Origin of the sequence: Bradyrhizobium sp. STM 3566 (assembly GCF_045571445.1) — a bacterium.
GTDB classification, from domain to species: Bacteria; Pseudomonadota; Alphaproteobacteria; order Rhizobiales; family Xanthobacteraceae; genus Bradyrhizobium; species Bradyrhizobium vignae.
Genome location: NZ_CP120692.1, coordinates 3,233,017 through 3,256,900, shown reverse-complemented (window position 1 = coordinate 3,256,900; position 23,884 = coordinate 3,233,017). Strand labels below are relative to the sequence as shown.

21 protein-coding genes and 1 pseudogene are annotated in these 23,884 nt (G+C 64.7%); 11 read left to right on the top strand and 11 right to left on the bottom strand.

Annotation, left to right across the window (positions count from 1 at the left end; translation table 11 throughout):
• Positions 1-46 precede the first annotated feature (46 nt).
• The 4 genes from P6U27_RS15650 to P6U27_RS15635 form a co-directional block, all read right to left on the bottom strand.
• Positions 47-1,375, bottom strand: a complete 1,329-nt coding sequence (locus P6U27_RS15650) for a toll/interleukin-1 receptor domain-containing protein (RefSeq protein ID WP_122402886.1) — start codon at positions 1,373-1,375, stop codon at positions 47-49.
• Positions 1,376-1,639: 264 nt separating this feature from the next.
• A complete protein-coding gene (locus tag P6U27_RS15645) occupies positions 1,640-2,410 on the bottom strand; it encodes a CPBP family intramembrane glutamic endopeptidase (RefSeq protein WP_122402885.1) in 771 nt (256 codons plus the stop codon).
• Between the two features lie 146 nt (positions 2,411-2,556).
• Positions 2,557-4,200 carry an acyl-CoA dehydrogenase family protein gene (locus P6U27_RS15640; protein WP_122402884.1) on the bottom strand — a complete coding sequence of 548 codons (1,644 nt, stop codon included), beginning with the start codon at positions 4,198-4,200 and terminating at the stop codon, positions 2,557-2,559.
• A 198-nt stretch (positions 4,201-4,398) separates the two neighbouring features.
• Positions 4,399-5,169, bottom strand: a complete 771-nt coding sequence (locus P6U27_RS15635; protein ID WP_245163386.1) for a M15 family metallopeptidase — start codon at positions 5,167-5,169, stop codon at positions 4,399-4,401.
• 202 nt (positions 5,170-5,371) lie between these two features.
• On the opposite strand from P6U27_RS15635, the gene P6U27_RS15630 reads away from it, so the two are divergent.
• From P6U27_RS15630 to P6U27_RS15615, 4 genes are all read left to right on the top strand, one after another.
• Positions 5,372-6,319 (top strand): aspartate carbamoyltransferase catalytic subunit, encoded by a 948-nt coding sequence (locus P6U27_RS15630; RefSeq protein ID WP_122402883.1) that lies wholly within the window; start codon positions 5,372-5,374, stop codon positions 6,317-6,319.
• 5 nt (positions 6,320-6,324) lie between these two features.
• On the top strand, positions 6,325-7,626 hold the full coding sequence (locus tag P6U27_RS15625; RefSeq protein WP_122406623.1) for a dihydroorotase: 1,302 nt from the start codon (positions 6,325-6,327) through the stop codon (positions 7,624-7,626).
• A gap of 32 nt (positions 7,627-7,658) precedes the next feature.
• Positions 7,659-8,255, top strand: a complete 597-nt coding sequence (plsY, locus tag P6U27_RS15620) for a glycerol-3-phosphate 1-O-acyltransferase PlsY (protein WP_122402882.1) — start codon at positions 7,659-7,661, stop codon at positions 8,253-8,255.
• A gap of 151 nt (positions 8,256-8,406) precedes the next feature.
• A complete protein-coding gene (locus tag P6U27_RS15615) occupies positions 8,407-9,612 on the top strand; it encodes a patatin-like phospholipase family protein (protein WP_122402881.1) in 1,206 nt (401 codons plus the stop codon).
• A 105-nt stretch (positions 9,613-9,717) separates the two neighbouring features.
• Here the strand turns inward: P6U27_RS15615 and P6U27_RS15610 are convergent, their stop codons facing one another.
• Positions 9,718-10,962, bottom strand: a complete 1,245-nt coding sequence (locus tag P6U27_RS15610; protein ID WP_122402880.1) for an amidase — start codon at positions 10,960-10,962, stop codon at positions 9,718-9,720.
• Positions 10,963-11,053: 91 nt separating this feature from the next.
• Between P6U27_RS15610 and dprA the strand changes: the two are divergent.
• Positions 11,054-11,965 (top strand): annotated as a pseudogene (dprA, locus tag P6U27_RS15605) (DNA-processing protein DprA); the annotation flags it as partial.
• Between the two features lie 96 nt (positions 11,966-12,061).
• On the opposite strand, the gene P6U27_RS15600 reads toward dprA, so the two are convergent.
• Positions 12,062-12,508: a helix-turn-helix domain-containing protein gene (locus tag P6U27_RS15600; RefSeq protein WP_122402879.1), complete on the bottom strand. Its 447-nt coding sequence runs from the start codon at positions 12,506-12,508 to the stop codon at positions 12,062-12,064.
• A gap of 83 nt (positions 12,509-12,591) precedes the next feature.
• Between P6U27_RS15600 and P6U27_RS15595 the strand changes: the two genes are divergently transcribed.
• Positions 12,592-13,200 (top strand): FMN-dependent NADH-azoreductase, encoded by a 609-nt coding sequence (locus P6U27_RS15595; RefSeq protein ID WP_122402878.1) that lies wholly within the window; start codon positions 12,592-12,594, stop codon positions 13,198-13,200.
• Between the two features lie 63 nt (positions 13,201-13,263).
• Here the strand turns inward: P6U27_RS15595 and P6U27_RS15590 are convergent, their stop codons facing one another.
• Both P6U27_RS15590 and P6U27_RS15585 read right to left on the bottom strand, forming a co-directional pair.
• The gene (locus tag P6U27_RS15590; RefSeq protein ID WP_122402877.1) at positions 13,264-13,446 is read right to left on the bottom strand and encodes a hypothetical protein; all 183 of its coding nucleotides are present in this window, start codon (positions 13,444-13,446) and stop codon (positions 13,264-13,266) included.
• Between the two features lie 177 nt (positions 13,447-13,623).
• Complete coding sequence (locus tag P6U27_RS15585) at positions 13,624-14,397, bottom strand: SDR family oxidoreductase (RefSeq protein WP_162500241.1); 774 nt, start codon at positions 14,395-14,397, stop codon at positions 13,624-13,626.
• Positions 14,398-14,519: 122 nt separating this feature from the next.
• Here P6U27_RS15585 and P6U27_RS15580 point away from each other — a divergent pair, with 122 nt between their 5' ends.
• On the top strand, positions 14,520-14,990 hold the full coding sequence (locus P6U27_RS15580; RefSeq protein WP_122402875.1) for a helix-turn-helix domain-containing protein: 471 nt from the start codon (positions 14,520-14,522) through the stop codon (positions 14,988-14,990).
• 250 nt (positions 14,991-15,240) lie between these two features.
• Here P6U27_RS15580 and P6U27_RS15575 read toward each other — a convergent pair whose 3' ends face one another.
• Positions 15,241-15,480: a hypothetical protein gene (locus tag P6U27_RS15575; RefSeq protein ID WP_122402874.1), complete on the bottom strand. Its 240-nt coding sequence runs from the start codon at positions 15,478-15,480 to the stop codon at positions 15,241-15,243.
• Positions 15,481-15,707: 227 nt separating this feature from the next.
• Here P6U27_RS15575 and topA point away from each other — a divergent pair, with 227 nt between their 5' ends.
• The 4 genes from topA to P6U27_RS15555 are packed head-to-tail and all read left to right on the top strand — an operon-like array spanning position 15,708 to position 22,045.
• Entirely contained in the window at positions 15,708-18,470 is a 2,763-nt protein-coding gene (gene topA, locus P6U27_RS15570) for a type I DNA topoisomerase (protein ID WP_122402873.1), read from the top strand.
• A gap of 7 nt (positions 18,471-18,477) precedes the next feature.
• Positions 18,478-20,826: a ribonuclease R gene (rnr, locus tag P6U27_RS15565; protein ID WP_407194274.1), complete on the top strand. Its 2,349-nt coding sequence runs from the start codon at positions 18,478-18,480 to the stop codon at positions 20,824-20,826.
• Complete coding sequence (locus tag P6U27_RS15560; RefSeq protein ID WP_122402871.1) at positions 20,820-21,260, top strand: DUF983 domain-containing protein; 441 nt, start codon at positions 20,820-20,822, stop codon at positions 21,258-21,260. The genes rnr and P6U27_RS15560 overlap by 7 nt, the downstream gene beginning before the upstream one ends.
• A 32-nt stretch (positions 21,261-21,292) precedes the next feature.
• Entirely contained in the window at positions 21,293-22,045 is a 753-nt protein-coding gene (locus tag P6U27_RS15555) for an NUDIX domain-containing protein (protein ID WP_122402870.1), read from the top strand.
• Between the two features lie 35 nt (positions 22,046-22,080).
• Here P6U27_RS15555 and P6U27_RS15550 read toward each other — a convergent pair whose 3' ends face one another.
• Both P6U27_RS15550 and P6U27_RS15545 read right to left on the bottom strand, forming a co-directional pair.
• Positions 22,081-23,445 carry a metallophosphoesterase gene (locus P6U27_RS15550; protein ID WP_122402869.1) on the bottom strand — a complete coding sequence of 455 codons (1,365 nt, stop codon included), beginning with the start codon at positions 23,443-23,445 and terminating at the stop codon, positions 22,081-22,083.
• Positions 23,446-23,512: 67 nt separating this feature from the next.
• Positions 23,513-23,746 carry a hypothetical protein gene (locus P6U27_RS15545; protein ID WP_244607980.1) on the bottom strand — a complete coding sequence of 78 codons (234 nt, stop codon included), beginning with the start codon at positions 23,744-23,746 and terminating at the stop codon, positions 23,513-23,515.
• Between the last annotated feature and the right edge of the window lie 138 nt (positions 23,747-23,884).

Here is a 23,884-nt window from a genome sequence, read left to right as displayed (position 1 = left end):
GTTCCGACCGAGCGGCTCCGCCCGCGCGGATGCCGCCGTTTCTGTCTTACGGAGGTGCCGGGGGCAACTGGAGATTCTGAGCGATATCGGCATATTTTTGTGCGCTCAACTGATAGTAATCGCGGTTCATTTTCGCGATCTCATACAGGGATTGCGCGATCGTCTTGATGTCGACCGGCTCCTTCCTGGAGCATTCGAGTATGTTCTTCAGCAGGTCGTTCCAGCTGACCTCATCCTTCATGGTCTTGGTCAGAGGCGCCACGCCGCGAGCATCCATCGGCTTCGAAAGCCCGCGTATATTGCTCTGTATTTCTAGACTTCGCAGTTCGTCCCGTATTTTCAAGACAACGCTACGGACTTTTACGGCTTCAACTTGCGACGAATTCACGTATCCCAACAGTTCGTCATACAATTGATCAATCAGCTTTCGTCGTGCGTACCAAGTGATGTTGATCATGTTGTAGACCGCAAGTTCCTCCTTGTTTGTGGTGTCATGGATTCCGAAGATCGGAATGTCGATCGGCGCTGCAGTGAAGTAGAACTTCAATCGACTCGCGCCGTCGATCTCCTCGTAGCGCCGAAGTGTGAGCCGGAACAGGTCGTCAGAACCGGTGGGACGAATGAAACATCCCAAGGGCGCCTTCTTCTTGCAGGCGCTCCTCAGCATCCGCGCGAGTTCAGGCTCGTAGATGTCGCGATCGACCCAATCGGAGGACAAATCCTTCCAGTTCCAAGCGCCCGTTGACACATCCTTCCCGAACAGCGCCTCCCAACCCTGGGTCCCCATGAATAGCGCATCCGCTGGCAGATTCTCCAGCTCCAGGCAGTCTTCATTCTGTTCCGTGCGGCTCAATTCGATTGAGAAGTTTGGCACGAGATCAAAATTGATCGCGGTGACGTGCGTATAGTCGAACCATCTGCAGATGTCGGTGGCAGTCTTGCGCAAGAACGCCGTATCAATACCTGGGTAAATATCTCTTTCGACGTATAATTGCTCCAGGAAATCGTAAACCTGATCCGACGATATCGGCACCGATATGTACTGGCTCAGCGCTCTTGGCTTGCTAACGCTCGGATCGTGAAACACGACAATGGATCTTTTTTCGTCTTTGCTCAGAGCCGTTTGGAATTGGCCAGCCTCGAGCAGACAGTATCCCCAATCCTGATCCTCGCCAGTGTAGAGCAGCAGAAAGAGATCCGCACTCTGGATCGCTGCTGTGATCTCCGGACTGAGTTCTCTTCCCTTCTGAAAATCCTCCGCAAGGACGATCTTGATTTTGTTGCCAGAGTACGAGGCAATCAAATTTCCGATACGGCGAGCCGCCTCACTATCCTTCGGCATCTTGTGGCTGATGAAAATCGTTAAATCGGACATGGCCCCTCCAATCGTAGCGCGTGGGACAAAGCTCGAAAATCAAAATAAAAAGTTGGGCGGGGGCCGTGTGTCGCGTGCGACGGCGCCCCCTAGCTAATTTCCGCATTCAAGCCGACAAGGGGATGCGTGACAAGCCTCTTCTACCTTGGGATGCCCGATAGAGCCGGGAACTTGCAAGGCAGCGGACGGCAACACCAATCTGACCCGCTGAGACACCGCGGGTCTTTCGGAGCCGCCGCAGTTGGGGAAGCGGCAGGCGAGCGCTCAGCCCCCCACCCACATCGTCAGCACCACCGCGGTCAGATTGTTCAGCGCATGGAGCACGATGGTGAGCCACAGCGAGCCGGCGCGATAGCGCATGTAGCCGAACCACAGGCCGATGGTGAAGACCTCGGCGAGGAAGTAGATGTCGTATTGCAGGTGCACGATTGTCCAGACCAGCGACGACAAGAGGATCGCGCCGGGCACGCGCAGGAAGCTCGCGGACCAGCCGCGATAGAGAAAGCCTCGCGCCAGAATCTCTTCCGACATCGGCGCGGCCACGCTGAAGGCGAACAGAAGCAACAGCGCAGCGCCCTTGTCGCGTCCCGATTTCAACAGATCGGTCATGAAGCCCGGTGTCGCCTCGCGGCCGAGTGCGCGCGACATCGTCTCCCAGACCAGCACGATCAGGATGAGGCCGACGGCGCCGAGCAGCAGCTGCTTCCAGGACGTCCAATGCAGCGCGAGATAGTCGACAAAGGAGGCCTTCTTGATGCGGATCGCGAGCCAGACCGCAAGAAGCGTTGCCGGCAGGCCCATGATGACCGAGAGCGCGAGCGTCTGGGGCTCATGGCCGACGAGCTGGAGCGAGGCGAGGTCCATGGGGAGGCCACGCTGCGCCGCCAGCAGAACGACGGCGCCGATCTGGCCGACGAACATCGCGACGAAGATGAAGAGGCCCCACAGCGCCGTACCCCAGAACTTCCAGACAGGTGGCGCGTGCTCTGCTCGCGTCATGACGAGAGGCGGATGGTCGGGATTGAGGGTGTCCATCAGGAGGCTTTCGTTGGAACGCGCAAACTAACGAGCGATCGTCATGCCCGGGCTTGTCCCGGGCATCCACGTTCTTCTTGCCACGCAGCAAGACGTGGATGGCTGGGTCAGGCCCGGCCATGACGCTGTGGAGAGACCGCGGCCGCTCACGGCAGCGCCCGCTCCAGCAGCGCGCGCTCGTCGGCGCTGTCGAGTTCGACCGCACCGTACATGCTGGCGTGATTGGCCGCGAGACGCGTCGCCGCGAACAGTTCGGCATTGTGCGGTGACACGCCGTTGAGCGCTGCGGCCGCAGCGAGCAACGCCAACGTCTCGACGGCAAGCCGCGCGACGCGCTCGCCGTCGGCGCGCCAAAAAATCCTGCCGATGAACGCGACCGCCTCCCCGGCCCCCGGCAGGCTCTTCGTGTCGGCCGCAAGCGATTGCAGCACGGTCATCGCCGCCTCCGGCTCGCGCGAGAGCGCGCGGAGCACGTCGAGGCACATCACGTTGCCCGAACCTTCCCAGATCGCATTGACAGGGGACTCGCGATAGTGGCGCGCCAGAATGCCGTCCTCGACATAGCCGTTGCCGCCGAGGCACTCCATCGCCTCGTAGAGAAATGGCGGCGCGCTCTTGCAGGTCCAGTATTTGATCGCGGGCGTGAGGAGCCGCATATAGGCGGCTTCCGCCGCATCGTGCGGCGTTCGGTCGAAGGCGCGGCAGAGCCGCATCACGAGCGCTGTACTCGCCTCGACATGCAGCGCCATGTCCGACAGCACGGCCTGCATCAGCGGCTGATCGGCCAGATGCTTCTGGAACACGCTGCGGTGACGGGCGTGATGCAGCGCATGCGCCAGCCCCGAGCGCATCAGGCCGACGGAGGCGATCGCGCAATCCTGCCGCGTCAGCTGCACCATCTGGATGATGGTGCGGATGCCCTTGCCCTCCTCACCGACCGCTTGCGCATAGGCGCCGACGAACTCGACTTCGGACGAGGCATTGGAACGGTTGCCGAGCTTGTCCTTCAGCCTCTGGAACTGGATGGCATTGACCGAGCCATCCGGCGCGAAGCGTGGCATGAAGAAGCAGGTCAGCCCCCCCTCCGCCTGCGCCAGCACCAGGAACGCATCGCACATCGGTGCCGACATGAACCATTTATGGCCGGTGATGCGATAGCCGTCCCCGTCGCGCACGGCGCGCGTCATGTTGGCGCGCACGTCGGTGCCGCCCTGCTTCTCGGTCATGCCCATGCCGAGCGTCATGCCGCGCTTTTCCCACCAGGGCGCGAAGCTGGGATCGTAGCTCTTCGTCGACAAAACCGGCATCACGCGCGCGAGCAGATCGGGTTGCATCGCCAGGGCACCGACGGAGGCGCGCGTCATCGTGATTGGGCAGAGGTGGCCGGTCTCGACCTGGGCTGCCATGTAGAACTTTGCGGCACGAATGACCTCGGCGCCATCGCCCGCCGGCTTGCCATCTGCGGTCCAGGTGGAATTGTGCACGCCGGCATGCGCGCTGTGCGCCATCAGCTCGTGATACGAGGGGTGAAACTCGACCTGGTCGCGGCGATGGCCCTTCGAATCAAAGGCGCGCAGCTTCGGCGTGTTCTCGTTGGCGAGGCGCCCGCGATCGGCCATCGCGGCCGAGCCCCAGTGCTTGCCGAACGCTGACAGCTCGCGCTCCGCCGCCGCGCCGCCATTGGCCTTGACCGCCTCGACCAGCGGCCGATCCGTGGCGAACAGGTCGACGTCCTCGAACGGCGGTGACTGGTTGAGGACCTCGTGCGTCGCAAATGTGGGCTGGGTCATTGTGCTTCCATCGAATCTATCTCGGCTCGGGCAGTGCCACCTCTCGCAACGGGAGAGGTCGCGCCGGAGGCGCGGGCGAGGGGCTACGCTCTATCGAGGGACCTGATCCCCTCACCCGGCGCTTCGCGCCGACCTCTCCCCTTGGGGCCCCTTGGGAGAGGTAACCCTGCCCGCGGCGGCTTCCGTTTCAATCGAACTCTACCTCGTACGCGGCTGGATCGGGAAATCATAGGCCGGCCCGCCCGCCCCCGGCAGGGAAAAATGCCACCACTCCTTCGAATAGTTCACAAAGCCTTGCCTCGCCATCGCCGCGACCAGCCGCTTGCGCCAGGCGCGCTGCTCCGGATTGATCGACGGTGCCGCAGTGTGCCCCTTCGCATCGGTACAGTCGTAGCCTGTGCCCATGTCGACGCTGCCCTCCGGCGCGCGTATCTCGGCCGGCGCCGTGCAATCGGCGTAGGTCTTTGACGGATCATATTTTGCGGAATTGTCGGCCTTGAGATCGACCAGAGTGAGATCGAGCGCTGCACCCGTGGAATGCTGCGAGCGGCTCGCAATATAGCCGAGGCGGAACAGCTCGGTCTTCGGAATCCCGGGGTTGTAGCGCCGCTCAGCCGCCGTCTCGTGACCGTTCTGCGACCACTTCACCATGTCGAGCGAGGCGCGCGCCGGCCGGTAGCAGTCGAACATCTTCAGCGACAGATTCTGTGCGGCTAGCTCCGCTTGCACCGCCTTCAGCCGCAGCCCCACCTCCCGTTTCACCACGCATTCACCGGCATTGTAACCAGCGAGCGGACGGCCCACGAAATTGTTCGCCGTGGCGTATCGGATGTCCTGGATGATGCCGGGATCGATGTCGCGCAGGTAAACGAAGCCGCCGGGGAGCGATTGGGCGTGGGCCGTGCTGATTGGCACCGCGGCCAGGAACGCCGTCAGAATTCTTTTCACGAAATGCCCCACGATCGTCATGCCCGGGCTTGTCCCGGCCATCCACGTTCTATTGCGTCAAATGCGATAGAAGATCGTGGATGCCCGGGACAAGCCCGGGCATGACGGAGAAGGTGGCGGCAGGCCAGGCCACAGCGACCAAACCGACAGATCAGGGGATAACTCGCCTCCCGCCGTTTGCCCCTTGCTCCCCCCGCCATCCCCGCCTATAGCTCTGCTTTTAATGACATCGAAATCGACCTTCGTCCTCGGCCACCGGCATTTGCTGGGCATCGAGGGCCTTTCCGCGGCCGACATCAGCGGCCTCCTCGACCTGTCCGAAGAATATGTCGAGCTCAACCGCCAGGTTGACAAGAAGCGCACCGTCCTGCGGGGACGGACGCAGGTGAACCTTTTCTTCGAGGCCTCCACCCGGACCCAATCCTCGTTCGAGCTCGCCGGCAAGCGGCTGGGCGCCGACGTCATGAACATGTCGGTGTCCTCGTCCTCGATCCGCAAGGGCGAGACCCTGATCGACACCGCCGTGACGCTGAACGCGATGCACCCCGACATCCTGGTGGTCCGCCATCACGCCTCCGGCGCGGTGGAACTGCTGGCGCGCAAGGTCGACGGTTCCGTGATCAATGCCGGCGACGGCGCGCATGAGCATCCGACCCAGGCGCTGCTCGATGCCCTCACCATCCGCCGCAACAAGGGCCGGATCGAGGGCCTGGTGGTCGCGATCTGCGGCGATGTGCTGCATTCGCGCGTCGCCCGCTCCAACATCATCCTGCTCAACACCATGGGCGCCCGCGTCCGCGTCGTCGGCCCGTCCACGCTGCTGCCAACGGGCATCGAGCGGATGGGCGTCGAGGTCGCGCGCGACATGCGCGAAGGTCTCGAAGGCGCCGACATCGTCATGATGCTGCGGCTGCAGCGCGAGCGCATGAACGGCTCCTTCGTGCCTTCCTCGTCGGAATATTTCCATTATTTCGGGCTCGACCAGAAGAAGCTCGCCTACGCCAAGCCGGACGCGCTCGTGATGCATCCAGGTCCCATGAACCGCGGCGTGGAGATCGACTCGATCGTGGCCGACGGCGCCCAGTCCCTGATCCGCGAACAGGTGGAGATGGGCGTCGCGGTGCGCATGGCCGTGCTGGAAGCGCTCGCCCGCAACCTGCCGAACGCGTGATGCCGATGTTGACCGACCGCCGCCCCATCCTGCTCGCCAACGCCCGCGTCGTCGATCCCTCCAGGGAGTTCGACGGCATTGGTGACGTTCTCATTGCCGACGGCACCATCCGCGAGACCCGCCGCGGCATCGGCGCGGCCGGTGTCCCCGAGGGCACCGACATCATCAATTGCTCCGGCAAGATCGTGGCGCCGGGCCTGATCGACATGCGCGCTTTCGTCGGCGAACCCGGCCTCAGCCACCGCGAGACCTTTGCCTCGGCGAGCCAGGCCGCGGCGACCGGCGGCATCACCACCATCATCTGCCAGCCCGCCACCTTGCCCGTCATCGACAATTCGGCGACCGTCGATTTCGTGATGCGCCGCGCCCGCGACACCGCGATCGTCAACATTCAGCCGATGGCCGCGCTCACCAAGGGCATGCAGGGCGAGGAGATGACCGAGTTCGGCCTCCTGAAGGCGGCCGGCGCTGTCGCCTTCAGCGACGGCGACAAGAGCGTCACCAACGCCCAGGTGATGCGCCGCGCGCTGACCTATGCCCGCGACTTCGACGCACTGATCGTGCATCACACCGAGGATCCCAACCTGGTCGGCGAAGGCGTGATGAACGAGGGCGAGTTCGCGACCCGGCTCGGCCTGATGGGCATCCCGAATGCCGCCGAAGCCGTGATGCTGGAGCGCGACCTGCGCCTCGTCGCCCTCACCGGCGGCCGCTACCACGCGGCTTCGCTGACCTGCATCGACTCTCTCGATATCCTCCAGCGCGCTCGCGACGCCGGACTCGCGGTCAGCGCCTCGGTCTCGATCAACCATCTGGCGCTGAACGAGAACGACATCGGTCCTTACCGTTCGTTCCTGAAGCTGTCGCCGCCGCTGCGCACCGAGGCCGACCGCCGTGCGGTGGTGGCGGCGCTCGCCTCCGGCCTGCTCGACGTCATCATGTCGGACCACAATCCGCAGGACGTCGAGGTCAAGCGCCTGCCGTTCGCGGAAGCCGCACCCGGCGCCGTCGGCCTCGAGACCATGCTGCCGGCCGGCTTGCGGCTGGTGCATAATGGCGAGATGGAACTGAAGACGCTGATCCGTGCGATGTCGACCCGGCCGGCCGAGTTGCTCGGGCTGCCAGGCGGAACCCTGCGCGCGGGCAGCCCGGCGGACGTCATCGTAATCGATCCCGATACGCCCTGGGTGGTCGATCCCGCCGACCTCAAATCGCCCTGCAAGAACACCCCGTTCGACGAGGCCCGCTTTACAGGCCGCGTGGTGCGCACCATTGTCGGCGGCCGCACGGTCTATGAGCATGTCTGACGTGCGAGATCGTTCGACACGGAGATCCAGCCATGGCGCTTGAAGCATTTTTGCCGGTCGCCTTCGTCACCGGCTATCTCCTCGGCTCGATTCCATTCGGCCTGATTCTGACCAGGCTCGCCGGCACGCAGGATATTCGCTCGATCGGCTCCGGCAGCATCGGCGCGACCAATGTGCTGCGCACGGGACGCAAGAGCCTTGCCGCGGGCACCCTGCTGTTCGACGCGCTCAAGGGCACCGTGGCCGTGGTGATCTGTGGCTACATCGCCGGGCCAAATGCTGCGATGGTGGCCGGGCTCGGCGCGTTCCTCGGCCATCTCTTCCCGGTCTGGTTGAAATTCAGAGGGGGCAAGGGCGTGGCGGTCTATATCGGCATCCTGCTCGGCCTGTTCTGGCCCGGCGCCGTCGTGTTCTGCCTGCTCTGGCTGGCGACCGCCTTCACCACCCGCTACTCTTCACTCTCGGCGCTGGTGGCGGCGTTCATCACGCCGATGTTCCTGTGGTGGTTCGGTCACCTCGCATTGTCGGCACTGGCAGCAGTGCTGACGCTGCTCTTGTTCTACGCGCATCGCGAGAACATCAAGCGCTTGCAGGCCGGCAGGGAAAGCCGGATCGGCGAGAAGGCTTGAGGGCCGGAAAAAGTACGGATACCGCCGCACCCCTTCCGCACTATATGCCAAATTCTGTTCGCAACTTGGCTGCGACTCACGTCAGGCTGTAGCGAACGGGTTTCACGCCTGTCATCCTGACCCAGAAAAAGGCGTTACGCGGTTGCTCAGAATGAGCGAGAAGATTGTCGGCGTGCAGGATGGGGTTGGTTCGTCAGGTGTGACCGGCACCGCGGCAAGCCGGCTGCTTTCGGCGACCAACATCTGGTCCGATGCGCCGCCGCAAGCGGCTGCCGCTGTTTCACCGCCAACGCCGCAGCCTGAGCCCGTCGCGCGAGCCGCCGCTCCGCCCGATATCGTGGTCACCAAGGCTGTACCGGCCGCGCCTGCACAGGCGCGTTCAGACCAATGGCCGCCGCGAAAACTTTCGCTGGCGCTGCAGGGCGGCGGCACCTTTGCCGCCTTCACCTGGGGCGTGCTGGAGCGGCTGCTGGAAGAACCAGACATCGCGATCGACACCATCAGCGGCGCCAGCGCCGGCGCCATCAATGCACTGCTGCTCGCGTGCGGCTTGGCCGAAGGCGGCCGCGAAGGCGCGCGGTCGCGGCTGAACCGGTTCTGGGTCCGGCTGATGCACGAGGCCTCGTTCCGCTCGCTGATGCTGATCGGCGGCTTTTCCCCCGCGGGAAGCTCGGTCGCATTCGGCCCGACGCTGCGCTCCGGACAGTTCGATCCGTTCGACCTCGATCCGCTACGGCAGGCGCTGTCGCGCGACATCGATTTTGCCGCACTGCGCGACCCGAGGTGCCCAAGACTCATGATTGCGGCGACGCGGATCCGCGACGGCCAGCAGCAGATCTTCCGCAACGACGCCATCACCGCCGACGTCGCGCTGGCCTCGACCTGCCCGCCCCTGGTTCACTGCGCCATCGAGGTCGATGGCGAGGCTTATTGGGACGGCGGCTTCGGCGGCAACCCGCCGCTGCTGCGGCTGGCGCAGGAGACCACGACGTCCGATGTCCTGCTGGTGCAGGTCACGCCGACGCGCGACAGCTACGTGCCGATCACGCTTGCCGCAATCGACCGCCGGCTCGACCAGATCGCAGCCAACGCCGCGCTCAATGCCGAGATCGCAGCGATCGAATGGGCAAAGACCCATGCCGCGCCGTCGCTGCGGCTCTCCAGGATCGCGGCTGAAGATTCCGTCGACGGCCTGGCGCAGCGCTCTTCGACCGATCTCGGCCGCGGCTTCATTCGCCTCTTGCACCGGAGCGGCCGCGAGGCCGCCGAGCGCTGGCTCGGGCAAGGTACCGCTGGCAATGCAACATCACCTGCATCCGATCAGCGCATCGCTCCAGTGGAGCCCGCACTGGTCTAGAGTATGACCAAGTGTGAGACTGCCTGCGGTCTTGGTTCACCTCCGGGTGAGGGGCCGCAGCATTCAGTGAGACCATAACCCTCACCCGCCGCGACTCGTCCGGCGCTAGCCTGATTTCGCCAGCGCCTCCTCCAGGAACCAGGCCACCGCGAGTGCGAGCGGATCATTGCCGAAGCGCGCGATCACCTGCACGCCGATCGGCAGGCCCCCGGCCTTCAGCACCGGTACGTTGACGCAAGGATTGCCCATCAGCGTCCAGAGCCGGTTGTAGCGGGGGTCGCCGGTGCTGGCGAGCTCCTTGGCCGGCGCGGTGCCCGGCGCCGAATAGGTCAGGAGCACGTCGACGCCCTCGAACAATTCGCCGAGTTCGCGGCGGCCGCGACGGCTGATGCGGCGCGCCTCGTCATATTCCTTCGGCGTCAGCCCGACGGTCGCATCGAGACTGGCGCGCAGCATCGGCGCGATCTCGTCGTGACGCTCTGAAAACTCCCAGGCGAGTGCGCGATGCGCCTCAAAGTCCTGGATGATCGGGTGGATGCGCCAGGCCTCCTTGATGGCCTCGGGCAGATCGATGGTCTGCACGCTGGCACCGGCGCGCATCGCCGCCTTGATCGCAGCTTGCAGCCCCTCCTCGGCCGCCGCCTCGACGGCGCCCGCAAACTCCTGCCTGACCACGCCGATGCGCGGCGACTTCGCCGGAGTGATGCCCGAGAATTCGCGGCGCGCGGTCATCGCCAAGAGCCCGCGCGCAAGATCCTCTGCCCGGGCGCCGAACAGGCCGACCGTATCGAGCGCCCATGAATAGCACTTCACGCCGACCGTCGGCAGCATCCGGAACGACGGCTTGATCGCGGCCGTCCCGCAATAGGCGGCGGGCCGGATCACCGAGCCGCCGGTCTGGGTGCCCAGCGCCAGCGGGATCATGCCGGCGCCGACGGCCGCCGCCGAGCCCGAGGACGAGCCGCCTGGCGAATGAGCCAGATTGTGCGGATTGCGCGTCGGGGTCGGATCGCGCGAGGCGAACGCGGTCGTGGTGGTCTTGCCGATGATGGTGGCCCCTGCCCGCTTCAGCATCATCACGACAGGTGCGTCAGCGCGCGGCCGCCAGCCGCGATAGATCTCCGAGCCCATCTCGGTCGGCATATCAGCGGTGTCGATGATGTCCTTGATGCCGACCGCGATGCCGCGCAGCGGCCCGGTGCTTTGCGCGCTCGCCGACTTGTCATGACGGACGAAGGCCTGGACGTCCTTCTCCTTTGCCTCGATCGCGGCATGCGATTGCGCGATGGCGGCCTCGGGCGAAAGCTCCCCCGCTTCGATGCGGCGCTGGAGGTCGGCAAGTGAGATCATGGCAAAACCCTTCTTATTGCCACCGCTTTTAGCATCGCGACCAAGCCGCGCAAGCGCACGTCCCTGTTGCGCAACGCCCTCAGGTTGTTTCATGCTGTCCCTGCAAGGAGACACCGTGGACGCCATCAACAGAAGCGTGGAGCTGACCGAGGCTGAGCGGATCGATCGCCTGCGGCTGATCCGCTCCGACAACGTCGGGCCGCGCACCTTCCGCTCGCTGGTCGATCATTTCGGCAGCCCGCGCGCCGCTCTGGAGCGTTTGCCCGATCTGGCACGCCGTGGCGGTGCGCAGCGATCGGGGCGCATCTGCAGCGCGGACGACGCGAAGGCCGAGCTCGCCGCCAGCCGCAAATTCGGCATCGCCTGGCTTGCGCCCGGCGAGGACGGCTATCCGGCGCGGCTCGCAACACTCGATGATGCGCCGCCGCTGCTTGCCGTGCGCGGCGACACAAAAAGCTTGATGAGGCCGATGATCGCGATCGTCGGCTCGCGCAATGCGTCTGGTGCCGGCTTGAAATTCGCCGGCCAGCTCGCGCGTGCGCTCGGCGAAGCCGGCTTTGTCGTCATCTCGGGGCTGGCGCGCGGCGTCGACCAGGCTGCGCACCGAACCAGCATCGAGAGCGGTACGATCGCAGTGCTCGCCGGCGGCCATGACTGCATCTACCCGCCCGAGCACGGCGACCTGCTCGCCGCGATCCTGGATCACGCGGGCGCCGCGATCTCCGAAATGCCGCTCGGCCACGAGCCGCGCGCCCGCGACTTCCCCCGCCGTAACCGCCTGATCTCGGGCGCTTCGCTCGGCGTCGTCGTGGTGGAAGCGGCCCACCGCTCGGGCTCGCTGATCACCGCGCGCATGGCGGCCGAACAGGGCCGCGAGGTGTTCGCGGTGCCGGGCTCGCCGCTCGATCCGCGCGCCGCCGGCACCAACGACCTGATCAAGCAGGGCGCAACGCTCGTCACGGAAGCCGCCGACATCATCAATGCGGTGCAGCCGATCATGGAGGGCTCGTACCTTACCTCCCCTGGAGGGAGGGAAAAATCGACCTCGCAGCATGAGCAGAGCGCTTGAGCAGAGTGCTTACCCCCTTGATTCTCCGCTTCACCCGTCGTTGCGCTCGTCGAAGCGCGCTCGTGCTGCCGCGATCTGCTCCTGATGCGCGATCGCCCATTCTCCGAGCGCCTTCACCGGCTGCTGGAGGCCGTGGCCGAGATCGGTCAGCTCATAATCCACGCGCGGGGGTATGGTCGGGAAGATCGTGCGCGTGACGAGGCCGTCGCGCTCGAGGCCACGCAGCGTCAGGGTCAGCATGCGCTGCGAGATGCCGTTGATCATGCGCTTGAGCTCATTGAAGCGCTTTGGCCCGTCGCTCAGCATCATGATGACGAACACGCTCCATTTGTCGCCAACGCGGGACAGCACGGAAGCGACCCCGCGACAGTCTGCATGGTTGGGGTCTGGCCTTTGATCCGGCCTTTGATCCGGACCTGGAACCAGCCTCGGCGAGGCAGGCAAATCGGTGTTCTCAGGTTTCAATAATGTGCTCATGGCTCAAAAAAGTGCGTTCTTGCGGGGATTTCAACAGTCACTCATGTAGCGCTGGTTACAAACCTATACCAGGGTGACCCCAAATGAAACTGCTCCATATCGACTCCAGCGTACTCGGCCCCCACTCCGTCAGCCGGCAGGTTTCCGCCGCCATCGTCGACCGGTTCCGGCAGGCGACGCCCTCGCTTGACGTCGTCTATCGCGACCTGACCCAGACGCCGCTTGCCCATCTCTCCGGCTCGCATCTCGCGGCCGCGCAGGGCGCCCCGGCGCCGGCGGAACTCGGACCGGACCTTGCCGCAAGCGCGGCGGCGCTGGAAGAGTTCCTGGCCGCCGAAATCGTCGTCATCGGTGCGCCGATGTACAACTTCACGATTCCGAGCCAGCTCAAGGCCTGGATCGACCGCATTCTGGTTGCGGGGAAGACTTTTAAATACGGCGCGGCCGGGCCGGAGGGCCTTGCCGGTGGCAAGCGCGTGATCGTCGCGATCTCGCGCGGCGGCTATTATGGCGCGGGCTCGCCCGCTGCAGCCCTGGAGCACCTCGAAAGCTATCTGCGAGGCGTATTCGGCTTCATGGGCATCCACAATGCCGAGTTCATCATCGCCGACGGCATCCAGGTCGGACCGGATCATCGCGAGAAGGCGCTCGCCGGCGCGCTTCAGGCAGCCACCAGCCTGCACGCGGCCTGACGCCGTGCTGAAATCAGCCGCCGCCGGATTGCGCGGCGGCTGACGGCTGCACGATCTGAGACGCTAAAACCAGACGCCCTGCATGCCCAGGATCACGGCAAGGAGGGAAACGAGCAGGCCGATCCCGGAGAACAACGCGATGGCGACGAACTCGGCCGTGTCGGAACGCTTGGCCGGAATGGCGGATCTTTCGGTGAAAACGCGCGGTGATGAAATCGATGAAAAAATGCGGGCTGCCTTCGCCATAACCGACTCCCTTAAAAATGAGTCTTCTGCCCCCTTGCCCGTAAAAGTGTCTTCGCGGTCTGGATGAAGGTTCAACGCCTCACGCAAAGGTTCAGGAAATACGTCTTCCAAGATGCGGGAACCGGCCGGCGCAACCAACCTGGTCGTGCCGGCCGATTCAATTTGCACTCGACTTGTTCAGCCGCGGTAGATCGGCGCGCCGCTCGGGGACGCCACTGCGCCGCCGTCGACGAAGATTTCCTGCCCCTGCACGTGCGCGGAATCATCGGAGGCGAGGAACAGCACCGTCTTCGCAACATGGTCCGTTTCACCGATGCGGCCCAGCGGCGTCGATAGCGCAATCCGCGTCTCGAACGCTTTCTCGGCTTCGGGCGTCGCGGTCGCGGGCCCCCAGATCGGCGTGCGGATCGCGCCGGGCGCCACGACATTGACGCGGATGCCGCGCGGCGACAGCTCCGAGGCCATGATCCTCGCCATCGCCCGCACGCCCGCCTTCGCTGCGCCGTAAGCGGAGTAACCGGGAATGCCGAGCACGGAGATCACGGAGCCGTTGAGGATGATCGAGGCATTGTCGTTGATGTAAGGCAACGCGGACTGCACGGTGAAGAACACGCCGGTCAGATTGGTGCTGATCACCTTCTCGAAGACCTCGAGCGTGGCCGAACCGAGCGGCGTGCCGCCGGCGATGCCGGCATTGGCGAACACGATGTCGAACTTGCCGAACTTTTCCGCACCCTGCTTGATCGCGGCTTCCGTCGCCCCGATGTCCGTGGCGTCGGCCGGCAGCGCGAGCGCGTTCGGCCCGAGCTCCTTTGCGGCCGCCGCCAGCGTCTCCTTGTTGCGCCCGGTGATCACCACCTTGGCGCCCTCCGCCACGAACAGTTTTGCCGTCGCCAGCCCGATGCCGCTATTGCCGCCGGTGATCAGGGCCGTCTTGTCCTTCAGTCTCACGCTCGCCTCCAGTAGTTGCATGATGCAACTAAGTTGCCATCTAGGCCATTCGGTTCTATGATGCAACCACACAAGCGCGTGATCGGCGCTGGCGCCGTGCGAACGCGACAGGACAGAGGACGATGGTGAAACGAACGAGCTTCGAGAGCGATGCCTGCCCGATCGCGCGCTCGCTGGACGCGCTCGGCGACTGGTGGTCGCTCTTGATCATCCGCGAAGCGCTGTTCGGCCTGCGCCGCTTCGGCGAATTCCAGAGCAAGCTCGGCATGGCCAAGAACATTTTGTCGGCCCGGCTGCGCGCGCTGGTCGATCACGGCATCCTGGCAACCGCCCCCGCCTCCGACGGCAGCGCATATCAAGAGTATGTGCTGACGCCGAAGGGACGCGGCACCTTCCCGATCCTGGTCGCGCTCCGGCAATGGAGCGAGGAGTTCGACGACCACCCCGAAGAGATCGCGACGATCCTGGTCGATCGCGAGAAGGGCCGCCCGGTGAAGAAGCTCGAAATGCGCGCCGAGGACGGCCGCCTGCTCAGCCCGGCGGACACGATGGTGAAACCGCGGCCGGCACTGCGCCGGCGGTCAGTGGGATGACGGTGCGCTGCCACGACACCGTCATTGCGAGCGCAGCGAAGCAATCCAGTCTTTCCGCCGAGACCGTCTGGATTGCTTCAGCGTACTCTTATCGGTCACCGTCACACTGAGGCGCTCGCCCCTTCGGCGAGCCTCGAAGGGTGACGGCCCGGCTGGCACCTCGGCCGTTCATTCTTCGAGGCTTCCGGCGCGATGCCTGGCATCGCGCCACTCGCGCACAAGGATGACAGGGCGATATTGGCCGGACTGCTCACGACAGCTTGCGCTTGGTCCGCAGCCGCAGATGCTCATCGGCCTCGAGTTGCGTCATCCCCAGGAGATGATGCAGCACATCGAGCTTGTGGCGCTCGGCGAGCTTGCGCAAGACAGCCACCTGCTCGGCGATGAAGGCGACCGCCTCATCTGCCCCGCCCTCTCCCGGTTCCTCGTGACGCGAGCCCACCCGCGCGCCTGATCCGGTGCGCGCCCGTTTCTTTCCTGGCCTAGTCACCAGACCCCACCCGAATCCATGCCCCGCGGAAACATTACGTCGACATGCACCGCAACTCCAAGGTGGTATTTTGCAACTTTCTCGATATGAAATTTTGCCCACTCCAGCGGGTTTCAACAGCCCCCGATTTGACAGGGGCCGGCTCACCACCCATGTTCGGGTCGAAACGGCCGACCCGAGTCCTTTCGTTTTCGGCCCCAGATTTTCCCGTAAGACACTGGAACTAAATGAATATCGTCATTGTGGAGTCGCCGGCGAAAGCCAAGACGATCAACAAATATTTGGGCTCGTCCTATGAGGTTCTGGCCTCGTTCGGCCATGTCCGCGATCTCCCGGCGAAGAACGGTTCCGTCGACCCCGACGCCAATTTCAAGATGATCTGGGAGGTCGACCCCAAGGCGGCCGGCCGGCTCAACGAGATCGCCAAGTCGCTGAAGGGTGCTGACCGCCTGATTCTCGCCACCGACCCTGATCGCGAGGGCGAGGCCATCTCCTGGCACGTGCTGGAGGTGATGAAGGAAAAGCGCGCGCTGAAGGATCAGAAGATCGAGCGGGTGGTGTTCAACGCCATCACCAAGCAGGCGGTCTCGGACGCGATGAAGCATCCGCGCCAGATCGACGGCGCGCTGGTCGACGCCTATATGGCGCGCCGCGCCCTCGACTATCTGGTCGGCTTCACCCTCTCCCCGGTGCTGTGGCGCAAGCTGCCCGGCGCCCGCTCGGCCGGGCGCGTGCAGTCGGTGGCGCTACGCCTCGTCTGCGACCGCGAGCTCGAGATCGAGAAGTTCGTGCCGCGGGAATATTGGTCGCTGATCGCGACCCTGCTCACGCCGCGCGGCGAAGCCTTCGAGGCCCGCCTCGTCGGCGCCGACGGCAAGAAGATCCAGCGCCTCGACATCGGCACCGGCGCGGAAGCCGAGGATTTCAAGAAGGCGCTTGAGCTGGCGACCTACGCCGTCACGGCGGTCGATGCAAAACCCGCCCGGCGCAATCCGCAGGCGCCCTTCACCACCTCGACGCTGCAGCAGGAGGCCAGCCGCAAATACGGTTTTGCGCCGGCGCACACCATGCGCATCGCCCAGCGCCTCTATGAGGGCATCGACATCGGCGGCGAGACCACCGGACTCATTACTTATATGCGTACCGACGGCGTGCAGATCGCGCCCGAGGCGATCACCCAGGCCCGCAAGGTGATCGGCGAGGATTACGGCAACGCCTATGTGCCGGATGCGCCGCGCCAGTACCAGGCCAAGGCCAAGAACGCCCAGGAAGCGCACGAGGCGATCCGCCCGACCGATCTCTCGCGCCGCCCCGACAGCATGAGCCGCAAGCTCGATGCCGATCAGGCGAAGCTTTATGAGCTGATCTGGAAGCGCACCATCGCGAGCCAGATGGAATCGGCCGAGCTCGAGCGCACCACGGTGGACATCACGGCGAAGGCCGGCGGCCGGACGCTGGAGCTGCGCGCCACCGGCCAGGTCGTGAAGTTCGACGGCTTCCTCGCGCTCTACCAGGAAGGCCGCGACGACGAGGAGGACGAGGATGCACGCCGCCTGCCCGCGATGAGCCAGGGCGAGGCCGTGAAACGGCAGAGCCTCTCCGTCACCCAGCACTTCACCGAGCCGCCGCCGCGCTTCTCCGAGGCTTCCCTGGTCAAGCGCATGGAAGAGCTCGGCATCGGCCGGCCCTCGACCTATGCCTCGATCCTCCAGGTCCTGAAGGACCGCGGCTACGTGAAGCTGGAGAAGAAGCGCCTGCATGGCGAGGACAAGGGCCGCGTCGTGATCGCGTTCCTGGAGAGCTTCTTCAGCCGCTACGTCGAATACGACTTCACCGCCGCGCTCGAAGAACAGCTCGACCGTATCTCCAACAACGAGATCTCCTGGCAGCAGGTGCTGAAGGATTTCTGGCGCGACTTCATCGGCGCCGTCGACGACATCAAGGATCTGCGCGTCGCGCAGGTGCTCGACGTTCTCGACGAGATGCTGGGGCCGCACATCTATCCGCCCCGCGCCGATGGCGGCGATGTCAGGCAGTGCCCGAACTGCGGCACCGGCCGGCTGAACCTCAAGGCCGGCAAGTTCGGTGCCTTCGTCGGCTGCTCGAACTATCCGGAATGCCGCTACACCCGCCAGCTCGCCGCCGATGGCGAGGCTGCCGCCGACCGCTCGCTGGGCCAGGACCCCGACACCGGTCGGGATGTCTGGCTCAAGGCGGGCCGGTTCGGCCCCTACATCCAGCTCGGCGAGCAGAAGGATTACGAGGAAGGCGAAAAGCCGAAGCGCGCAGGCATTCCGAAGGGCACCTCGCCCAGCGATGTCGACCTCGAGCTCGCGCTGAAGCTGTTGTCGCTGCCGCGCGAGATCGGCAAGCATCCGGAGACGGGTCTGCCGATCACCGCCGGGCTCGGCCGCTTCGGGCCGTTCGTGAAGCACGACAAGACCTATGCGAGTCTCGAAGCCGGCGACGAGGTCTTCGACATCGGCCTCAACCGCGCGGTGACGCTGATCGCGGAAAAAGCCGCCAAGGGCCCGAGCCGCCGCTTCGGCGCCGATCCCGGCAAGGCGCTCGGTGATCATCCCTCGCTCGGCACCATAACCGTGAAGAGCGGGCGCTATGGACCCTACGTCACCGCCGGTGGCGTCAACGCGACGATCCCGAGCGAGATCGAGAAGGACGCGATCACGCTGCCGCAGGCGATCGCGCTGATCGACGAGCGCGCGGCCAAGGGCGGCGGCAAGACCAAGGCAACGAAGGCAGCCAAGCCTGCCAAGGCCAAGAAAGCTGCGGAGAAAGCTGCGGAGAAGGCTGCGAACAGCGAGGACGCCGCGCCAAAGCCGAAGAAACCGGCCGCGAAGAAAGCCGCGGCCAAATCGAAAACCGAATCCACCAGCAAGGCGCGCGCCGCCGTGTCGTCGACGGCAAAGACGTCGCCGACCAAGGCAACCGCCAGCAAGGCTCCGGCCAAGAAGAGTGCCGGCAAGAATTAGAGGTTAAGTGAAACGCAAGAATGACCATGGCTTTCCCGATCGGAACGCCATCGTCGCCTTCATCAAGGCAAATCCAGGAAAGGTCGGCACTCGCGAAATTGCGCGCGAGTTCGGCCTGAAGAACGCCGATCGCGCCGAGCTCAGGCGCATGCTGCGCGAGCTCGCCGACGACGGCATAATCAAGAAGAAGCGCCACAAGGTCTCGGAGCCGGACGCGCTGCCGCCCATCCTGCTCGCCGACATCACCGGCCGTGACAGCGACGGCGAGCTGATCGCCTCCCCCGCCGAATGGGACGAGGTCGAGAGCGGCGAGCCGCCAAAGATCCTCATCGAAATGCCGCGCCGGCCCAAGCCAGGCACCGCCGCCGGCGTCGGCGACCGCGCACTGCTACGCGTCGAGCGCACCGACGAGACAGAAGGCCCCGCCTATCGCGGCCGCATCATCAAGGTCATCGACAAGGCCAAGAGCCGCATCCTCGGCGTGTTCCGCAGCCTTCCCGAAGGCGGCGGGCGGCTCGTCCCCGTCGACAAAAAGTTCGCCGACCGCGAGCTGAACATCGCGAAGACCGACACCCAGGGCGCGCAGGACGGCGACCTCGTCAGCGTCGACATCGTCCGCTCGCGCGGCTTTGGCCTCGCCTCAGGTCGCGTGAAAGAGAAGCTCGGCTCGGTCAAATCCGAGAAGGCGATCAGCCTGATCGCGATCTACGCCCACGACATCCCGCTGCAATTCTCCTCCGCCGCGATGCGCGATGCGGAAGCCGCGGAGCCCGCCAATCTGAAGGGACGCGAGGACTGGCGCGACGTCCCGCTCGTGACCATCGATCCGCCGGATGCGAAGGATCACGACGACGCGGTGCATGCGCAGGCCGATGACGATCCCAACAACAAGGGCGGCTTCATCGTCAACGTCGCCATTGCCGATGTCAGCTTCTACGTCCGCCCGGGCACCGCGCTCGACCGGGACGCGCTCGACCGCGGCAACTCGGTCTACTTTCCCGACCGCGTCGTGCCGATGTTGCCCGAGCGCATCTCCAACAATCTCTGCTCGCTGGTGCCGGGCGAGCCGCGCGGCGCGCTCGCGGTGCGGATGGTGATCGGCCCGGACGGGCGGAAACGCTCGCACAGCTTCCACCGCATCCTGATGCATTCGGCGGCGAAGCTGCACTACGCGCAGGCGCAGGCTGCGATCGAGGGTCGGCCCGATGACACCACCGGCCCGCTGCTCGATCCGATCCTGAAGCCGCTCTACGCCGCCTATGCTTGCGTCAAGCGCGCCCGCGACGAGCGCGATCCGCTCAATCTCGACCTGCCCGAGCGCAAGATTCTCCTGAAGAGCGACGGCACGGTCGACCGCGTCGTCATCCCCGAAAGGCTCGATGCGCACAAGCTGATCGAGGAGTTCATGATCCTCGCCAATGTCGCCGCGGCCGAGATGCTGGAGAAGAAATCGCTGCCGCTGATCTACCGCGTGCATGACGAGCCGACCTTGGAGAAGGTCCACGCGCTCGCGGAGTTCCTGGATACGCTGGACGTCCCCTTCGCCAAATCGGGCGCGCTGCGTCCGACGATGTTCAACCGCGTGCTGGCCCAGCTCGAAGGCCACGACTATTACCCGCTGGTCAGCGAGGTGGTGCTGCGGGCCCAGGCGCAGGCGGAATATTCCGCGGAGAACTACGGTCATTTCGGCCTGAACCTGCGCCGCTATGCGCATTTCACCTCGCCGATCCGCCGCTATGCCGATCTCGTCGTGCACCGCGCCCTGGTCCGCGCGCTCGGCCTCGGCGAAGGCGCCCTGCCCGACAGCGAGACGCCGGAAAGTCTCGGCGAAGTCGCCGCGCATATTTCGCTGACCGAGCGGCGGGCGATGAAGGCGGAGCGCGAGACCGTGGATCGCCTGATCGCCCATCACCTCGCCGACCGCATCGGCGCCAGTTTCCAGGGCCGCGTCTCCGGCGTCACCCGCGCCGGCCTGTTCGTGAAGCTCAGCGAGACCGGCGCCGACGGATTGATCCCGATCCGATCCCTCGGCACGGAATATTTCAACTATGACGAGAGCCGTCACGCGCTGGTCGGCACGCGCAGCGGCACCATGTACCAGCTCGGTGATGTAGTCGACGTCCGCTTGGTCGAAGCAGCCCCAATCGCCGGCGCGTTGCGCTTCGAGCTGCTGTCGTCACAGAGCGAGGGCGGCCCACGCGAGCGCCGGCCGTTCCGTCCGCAGCGCAAATCATCAAAGGCTCGTCCCGGACGCAGCCCAGAGCAAAAACGCAAGCCGGAGAAGCAGAAGTCCGGCAAGGAGAGGAACGCCAAAGGAAAGAACAAGGGAAGAGGCAAGAAGGGCAAGGCATGGTGACCACGAGCACGGCCCCAAAAATCTGGACGCGCGAGAGCGGTCTCGTCGAGAAGCGCGACGTGTGGGCGGCCATGAAGCGCGGCTTTCGCGGCCGCTGTCCGCGCTGCGGCGAGGGCAAGTTGTTCCGCGCCTTCCTGAAGACTGCCGACGATTGCGCCAAATGCGGTCTCGATTTCACGCCGCATCGCGCCGACGATCTGCCCGCCTATCTCGTCATCGTCATCGTCGGTCACATCGTGGTGCCGGCCATCCTCTGGATCGAGACCAATTATTCGACGCCGGTCTGGCTCAGCTTCGCTGCCTATCTACCCTTCACCTTCGTCGCCTCGCTCGCGCTGTTGCAGCCCGTCAAGGGAGCTGTGGTCGGCTTGCAATGGGCTCTGCGCATGCACGGGTTTGACGAGAACCCTCCGGATGGTATTCCGCCAGTGTAAGCAAAATAAGCAAGAACAGTTCGGGTGAGGACATGACGGATATTGCGCAAATTGCGGAGAAGGCCAGGGTTCACGAGGAGAAGGAAGCCGACCACCATCCCTATTTCCGCCCGAGGGATGCGGCGACGCTGATCCTGGTCGATCGCAGCGGCGCCGTGCCGAAAGTGCTGGTCGGCAAGCGCCATGACAAGGTGGTGTTCATGCCGGGAAAATTCGTCTTTCCCGGCGGCCGAGTCGACAAGGCCGATCATCGCGTGCCGTGTGCGGCGCCCATCACCGCGGAGTTGGAGGCCAATCTCGCCAAGGGCAGCCCGAAGACACCGGCCTCGCGCGCGAAGTCGCTGGCGATTGCCGCGATCCGCGAAGCTTGCGAGGAGACCGGTCTTTGCCTCGGCCGCAAGGCGGAAGGAAAGTTGGCAAAGCTCGAGGGTCCCTGGAAGCCGTTCGCGGATGCGGGCCTGTTGCCTGATCCCTCCGGCCTGTTCCTGATCGCGCGCGCGATCACTCCGCCCGGCCGCGTCAAGCGCTTCGACACGCGCTTCTTCACCGCCGATGCTTCCGCGATCACCCATCGCGTCGAAGGCGTGATCCATGCCGATGCCGAGCTGGTCGAATTGGTCTGGGTCGAGCTCGGCTCGAAGCCGCTCGCCGATCTGCACCCGATGACGCGCAACGTGCTCAACGAGCTCCACACCCGCCTTGCCACCGGTCCGCTCCGCCACGACGCACCGGTGCCGTTCTTCCATTTCTACGGCGGCAAGATGCAGAAGGATATTTTGAGCTGACATGACGGATGTCGCCGCACTTCGGCGCGCCGTCATCAGCACCCCTCTGGCGTGATGAGCACACTCAACGCCGCACCTCTGAAGGGACGGTCTTCGCGGCCGCCCTGTCCGTGGCCGATTGCCCAATGCCGGGGCCACGACAGCTGTTCCAGCCCCCGCGCCGTCGCGGAGGTGAAGGACGACCAGCGCGTGCAGTCGTGCCGGCGGTACAAGAGACCGCCGGGGCCCATATCAGGGTAGATCGTGGCGTAGATATCGAAACCCTCGCCCGGCGGAAGATCAGGTCCGAACCAATAGGTCGGGCTTCGCCCTGGCTGACCACCCACGATGGCCGTCAGGGTTTGCCGCGGTCCCCGAAGCCCCAGCCAGAACGGGGCGATCGAACCAGGTTCGAAAGCCGTGAAAATCGTCTGAGCCGTTGCGACGTCGGCTGCAGCGCTTTGCCCCGCAAGCCTCAGCTCGATCCGGCGTCCGCTCTTCACTTGTCCTTTGAACGGTGCTTCGACATCTCCGAGCCGCAACTCTCTCCACCCGGCGGGATCGGGCAGCGGCCATTGCAGCCTCTCCCTGACGACGCCATCGATATCGAGCACCTGATAGCGCAGGCCTTCCTCGTCGAGCGCGGCCTGAACGCAATGCAGATACTCGACGCCCTCGGGCATCCTGTGCGCCGTCCCTGCGCCCGCCGTGCAAATCTGCAGGACACCACGATGCGCCTGGACATCGAACGCCAGGATGTGGCTGCACAGATAAGCCAGCACATTCTCCTTCACTAGAATGTCCCAAAACGGGCGGCCGTATTCGTGGCCGATCTCGCGCTGATACGTCCCGGTAAAGCCGTTGATGGAAAACACCGGATGATGGCCCAGGACGAGCTTATGTCGGGCATCACCGTGGTCTCTGAGCGTCGCTTCCAGCCAGGCCAGCTCGACATGGCCCTCACCTCCAAGGCCGCTCCAGAGCGTGTTGACGAACACCATCAGAAGGTCGCCGCGCCGTACGTAGTAAGAGAGTCCGGCTTGGTCGGGCGGCCCATTGTCCGGCAGGTCCAGCACTGCGCGAAACACCGCCTCGCTCATCGCGTCGTAGGTCGTGTGGTTGCCGGTGGTGTGCCAGATCGGAATAGCCGCACGGTCGAGCCACGCCATTTCCGTGTCCAGCCAGTAACGCCACTGCGCACGCAGAGCGTCCGGGTCCGGCGTGAGTCCGATGATCTCATCGCCCGGAAAGAGAATGAAATCAGGCTGCGGCTTCAGGCGCTGCACGACTGCATTGACCGAAGCGAAGGTCCTTTCGTGCAAGGCACCGGGCACGCCCGAACAGGAGTCGCCGTACAAGAGAAACTGGTGGCCCTTGCCGCGCGGCAGAAGCGCGGGAATGGGATTATTCACAGAGGTCATGGCCTTCCATCGCGCTGTTCGGCCACGAGGATGACAATTTCCGGAGCGGGTCGCAACCAGGCCTTGATCAGCTCTCATCCGGCTCGGAGCCGACATAGTCGCGCGCCGGCAGCTTAAGGATGCGGCCGAGCTCGTTTGCGAGCTTGTCCGCCTCCTCGCTGGTGAAGGTCTGAAGCGTGATCGGCTCGGTGCCCTTGTTGCCGCAGAGATTGACGTCGTCGGTGGTCAGATCCGTATCATAGTCGTCGGTGATGCTGATGAAGTGATAGTCGGCGAGATCGCGCGATGAGCGGATATTCAACAGGCCGAATTGTCTGGTGATTACGATCTGGCGACCCAGGGCATGGGCCGGTCGATGCGAATCATGCCGCCATCCACTGTCATTGTGCCTGCAATGTCGGGGCTCCTCACAGGTTTTGGCTTGGTTGGGGCGAAGGGC

Bases quoted from the DNA above. Each gene is read 5' to 3' on its own strand.
- topA (WP_122402873.1), top strand. From the start codon at position 15,708: ATGAATATCGTCATTGTGGAGTCGCCGGCGAAAGCCAAGACGATCAAC.
- P6U27_RS15640 (WP_122402884.1), bottom strand. From the start codon at position 4,200: ATGACCCAGCCCACATTTGCGACGCACGAGGTCCTCAACCAGTCACCG.
- P6U27_RS15625 (WP_122406623.1), top strand. From the start codon at position 6,325: ATGTTGACCGACCGCCGCCCCATCCTGCTCGCCAACGCCCGCGTCGTC.
- P6U27_RS15635 (WP_245163386.1), bottom strand. From the start codon at position 5,169: ATGACGATCGTGGGGCATTTCGTGAAAAGAATTCTGACGGCGTTCCTG.
- P6U27_RS15615 (WP_122402881.1), top strand. From the start codon at position 8,407: ATGAGCGAGAAGATTGTCGGCGTGCAGGATGGGGTTGGTTCGTCAGGT.
- P6U27_RS15555 (WP_122402870.1), top strand. From the start codon at position 21,293: ATGACGGATATTGCGCAAATTGCGGAGAAGGCCAGGGTTCACGAGGAG.
- P6U27_RS15645 (WP_122402885.1), bottom strand. From the start codon at position 2,410: ATGGACACCCTCAATCCCGACCATCCGCCTCTCGTCATGACGCGAGCA.
- P6U27_RS15595 (WP_122402878.1), top strand. From the start codon at position 12,592: ATGAAACTGCTCCATATCGACTCCAGCGTACTCGGCCCCCACTCCGTC.
- P6U27_RS15560 (WP_122402871.1), top strand. From the start codon at position 20,820: ATGGTGACCACGAGCACGGCCCCAAAAATCTGGACGCGCGAGAGCGGT.
- plsY (WP_122402882.1), top strand. From the start codon at position 7,659: ATGGCGCTTGAAGCATTTTTGCCGGTCGCCTTCGTCACCGGCTATCTC.
- P6U27_RS15600 (WP_122402879.1), bottom strand. From the start codon at position 12,508: ATGAGCACATTATTGAAACCTGAGAACACCGATTTGCCTGCCTCGCCG.
- P6U27_RS15630 (WP_122402883.1), top strand. From the start codon at position 5,372: ATGACATCGAAATCGACCTTCGTCCTCGGCCACCGGCATTTGCTGGGC.
- P6U27_RS15580 (WP_122402875.1), top strand. From the start codon at position 14,520: ATGGTGAAACGAACGAGCTTCGAGAGCGATGCCTGCCCGATCGCGCGC.
- P6U27_RS15650 (WP_122402886.1), bottom strand. From the start codon at position 1,375: ATGTCCGATTTAACGATTTTCATCAGCCACAAGATGCCGAAGGATAGT.
- P6U27_RS15590 (WP_122402877.1), bottom strand. From the start codon at position 13,446: ATGGCGAAGGCAGCCCGCATTTTTTCATCGATTTCATCACCGCGCGTT.
- P6U27_RS15550 (WP_122402869.1), bottom strand. From the start codon at position 23,445: ATGACCTCTGTGAATAATCCCATTCCCGCGCTTCTGCCGCGCGGCAAG.
- P6U27_RS15610 (WP_122402880.1), bottom strand. From the start codon at position 10,962: ATGATCTCACTTGCCGACCTCCAGCGCCGCATCGAAGCGGGGGAGCTT.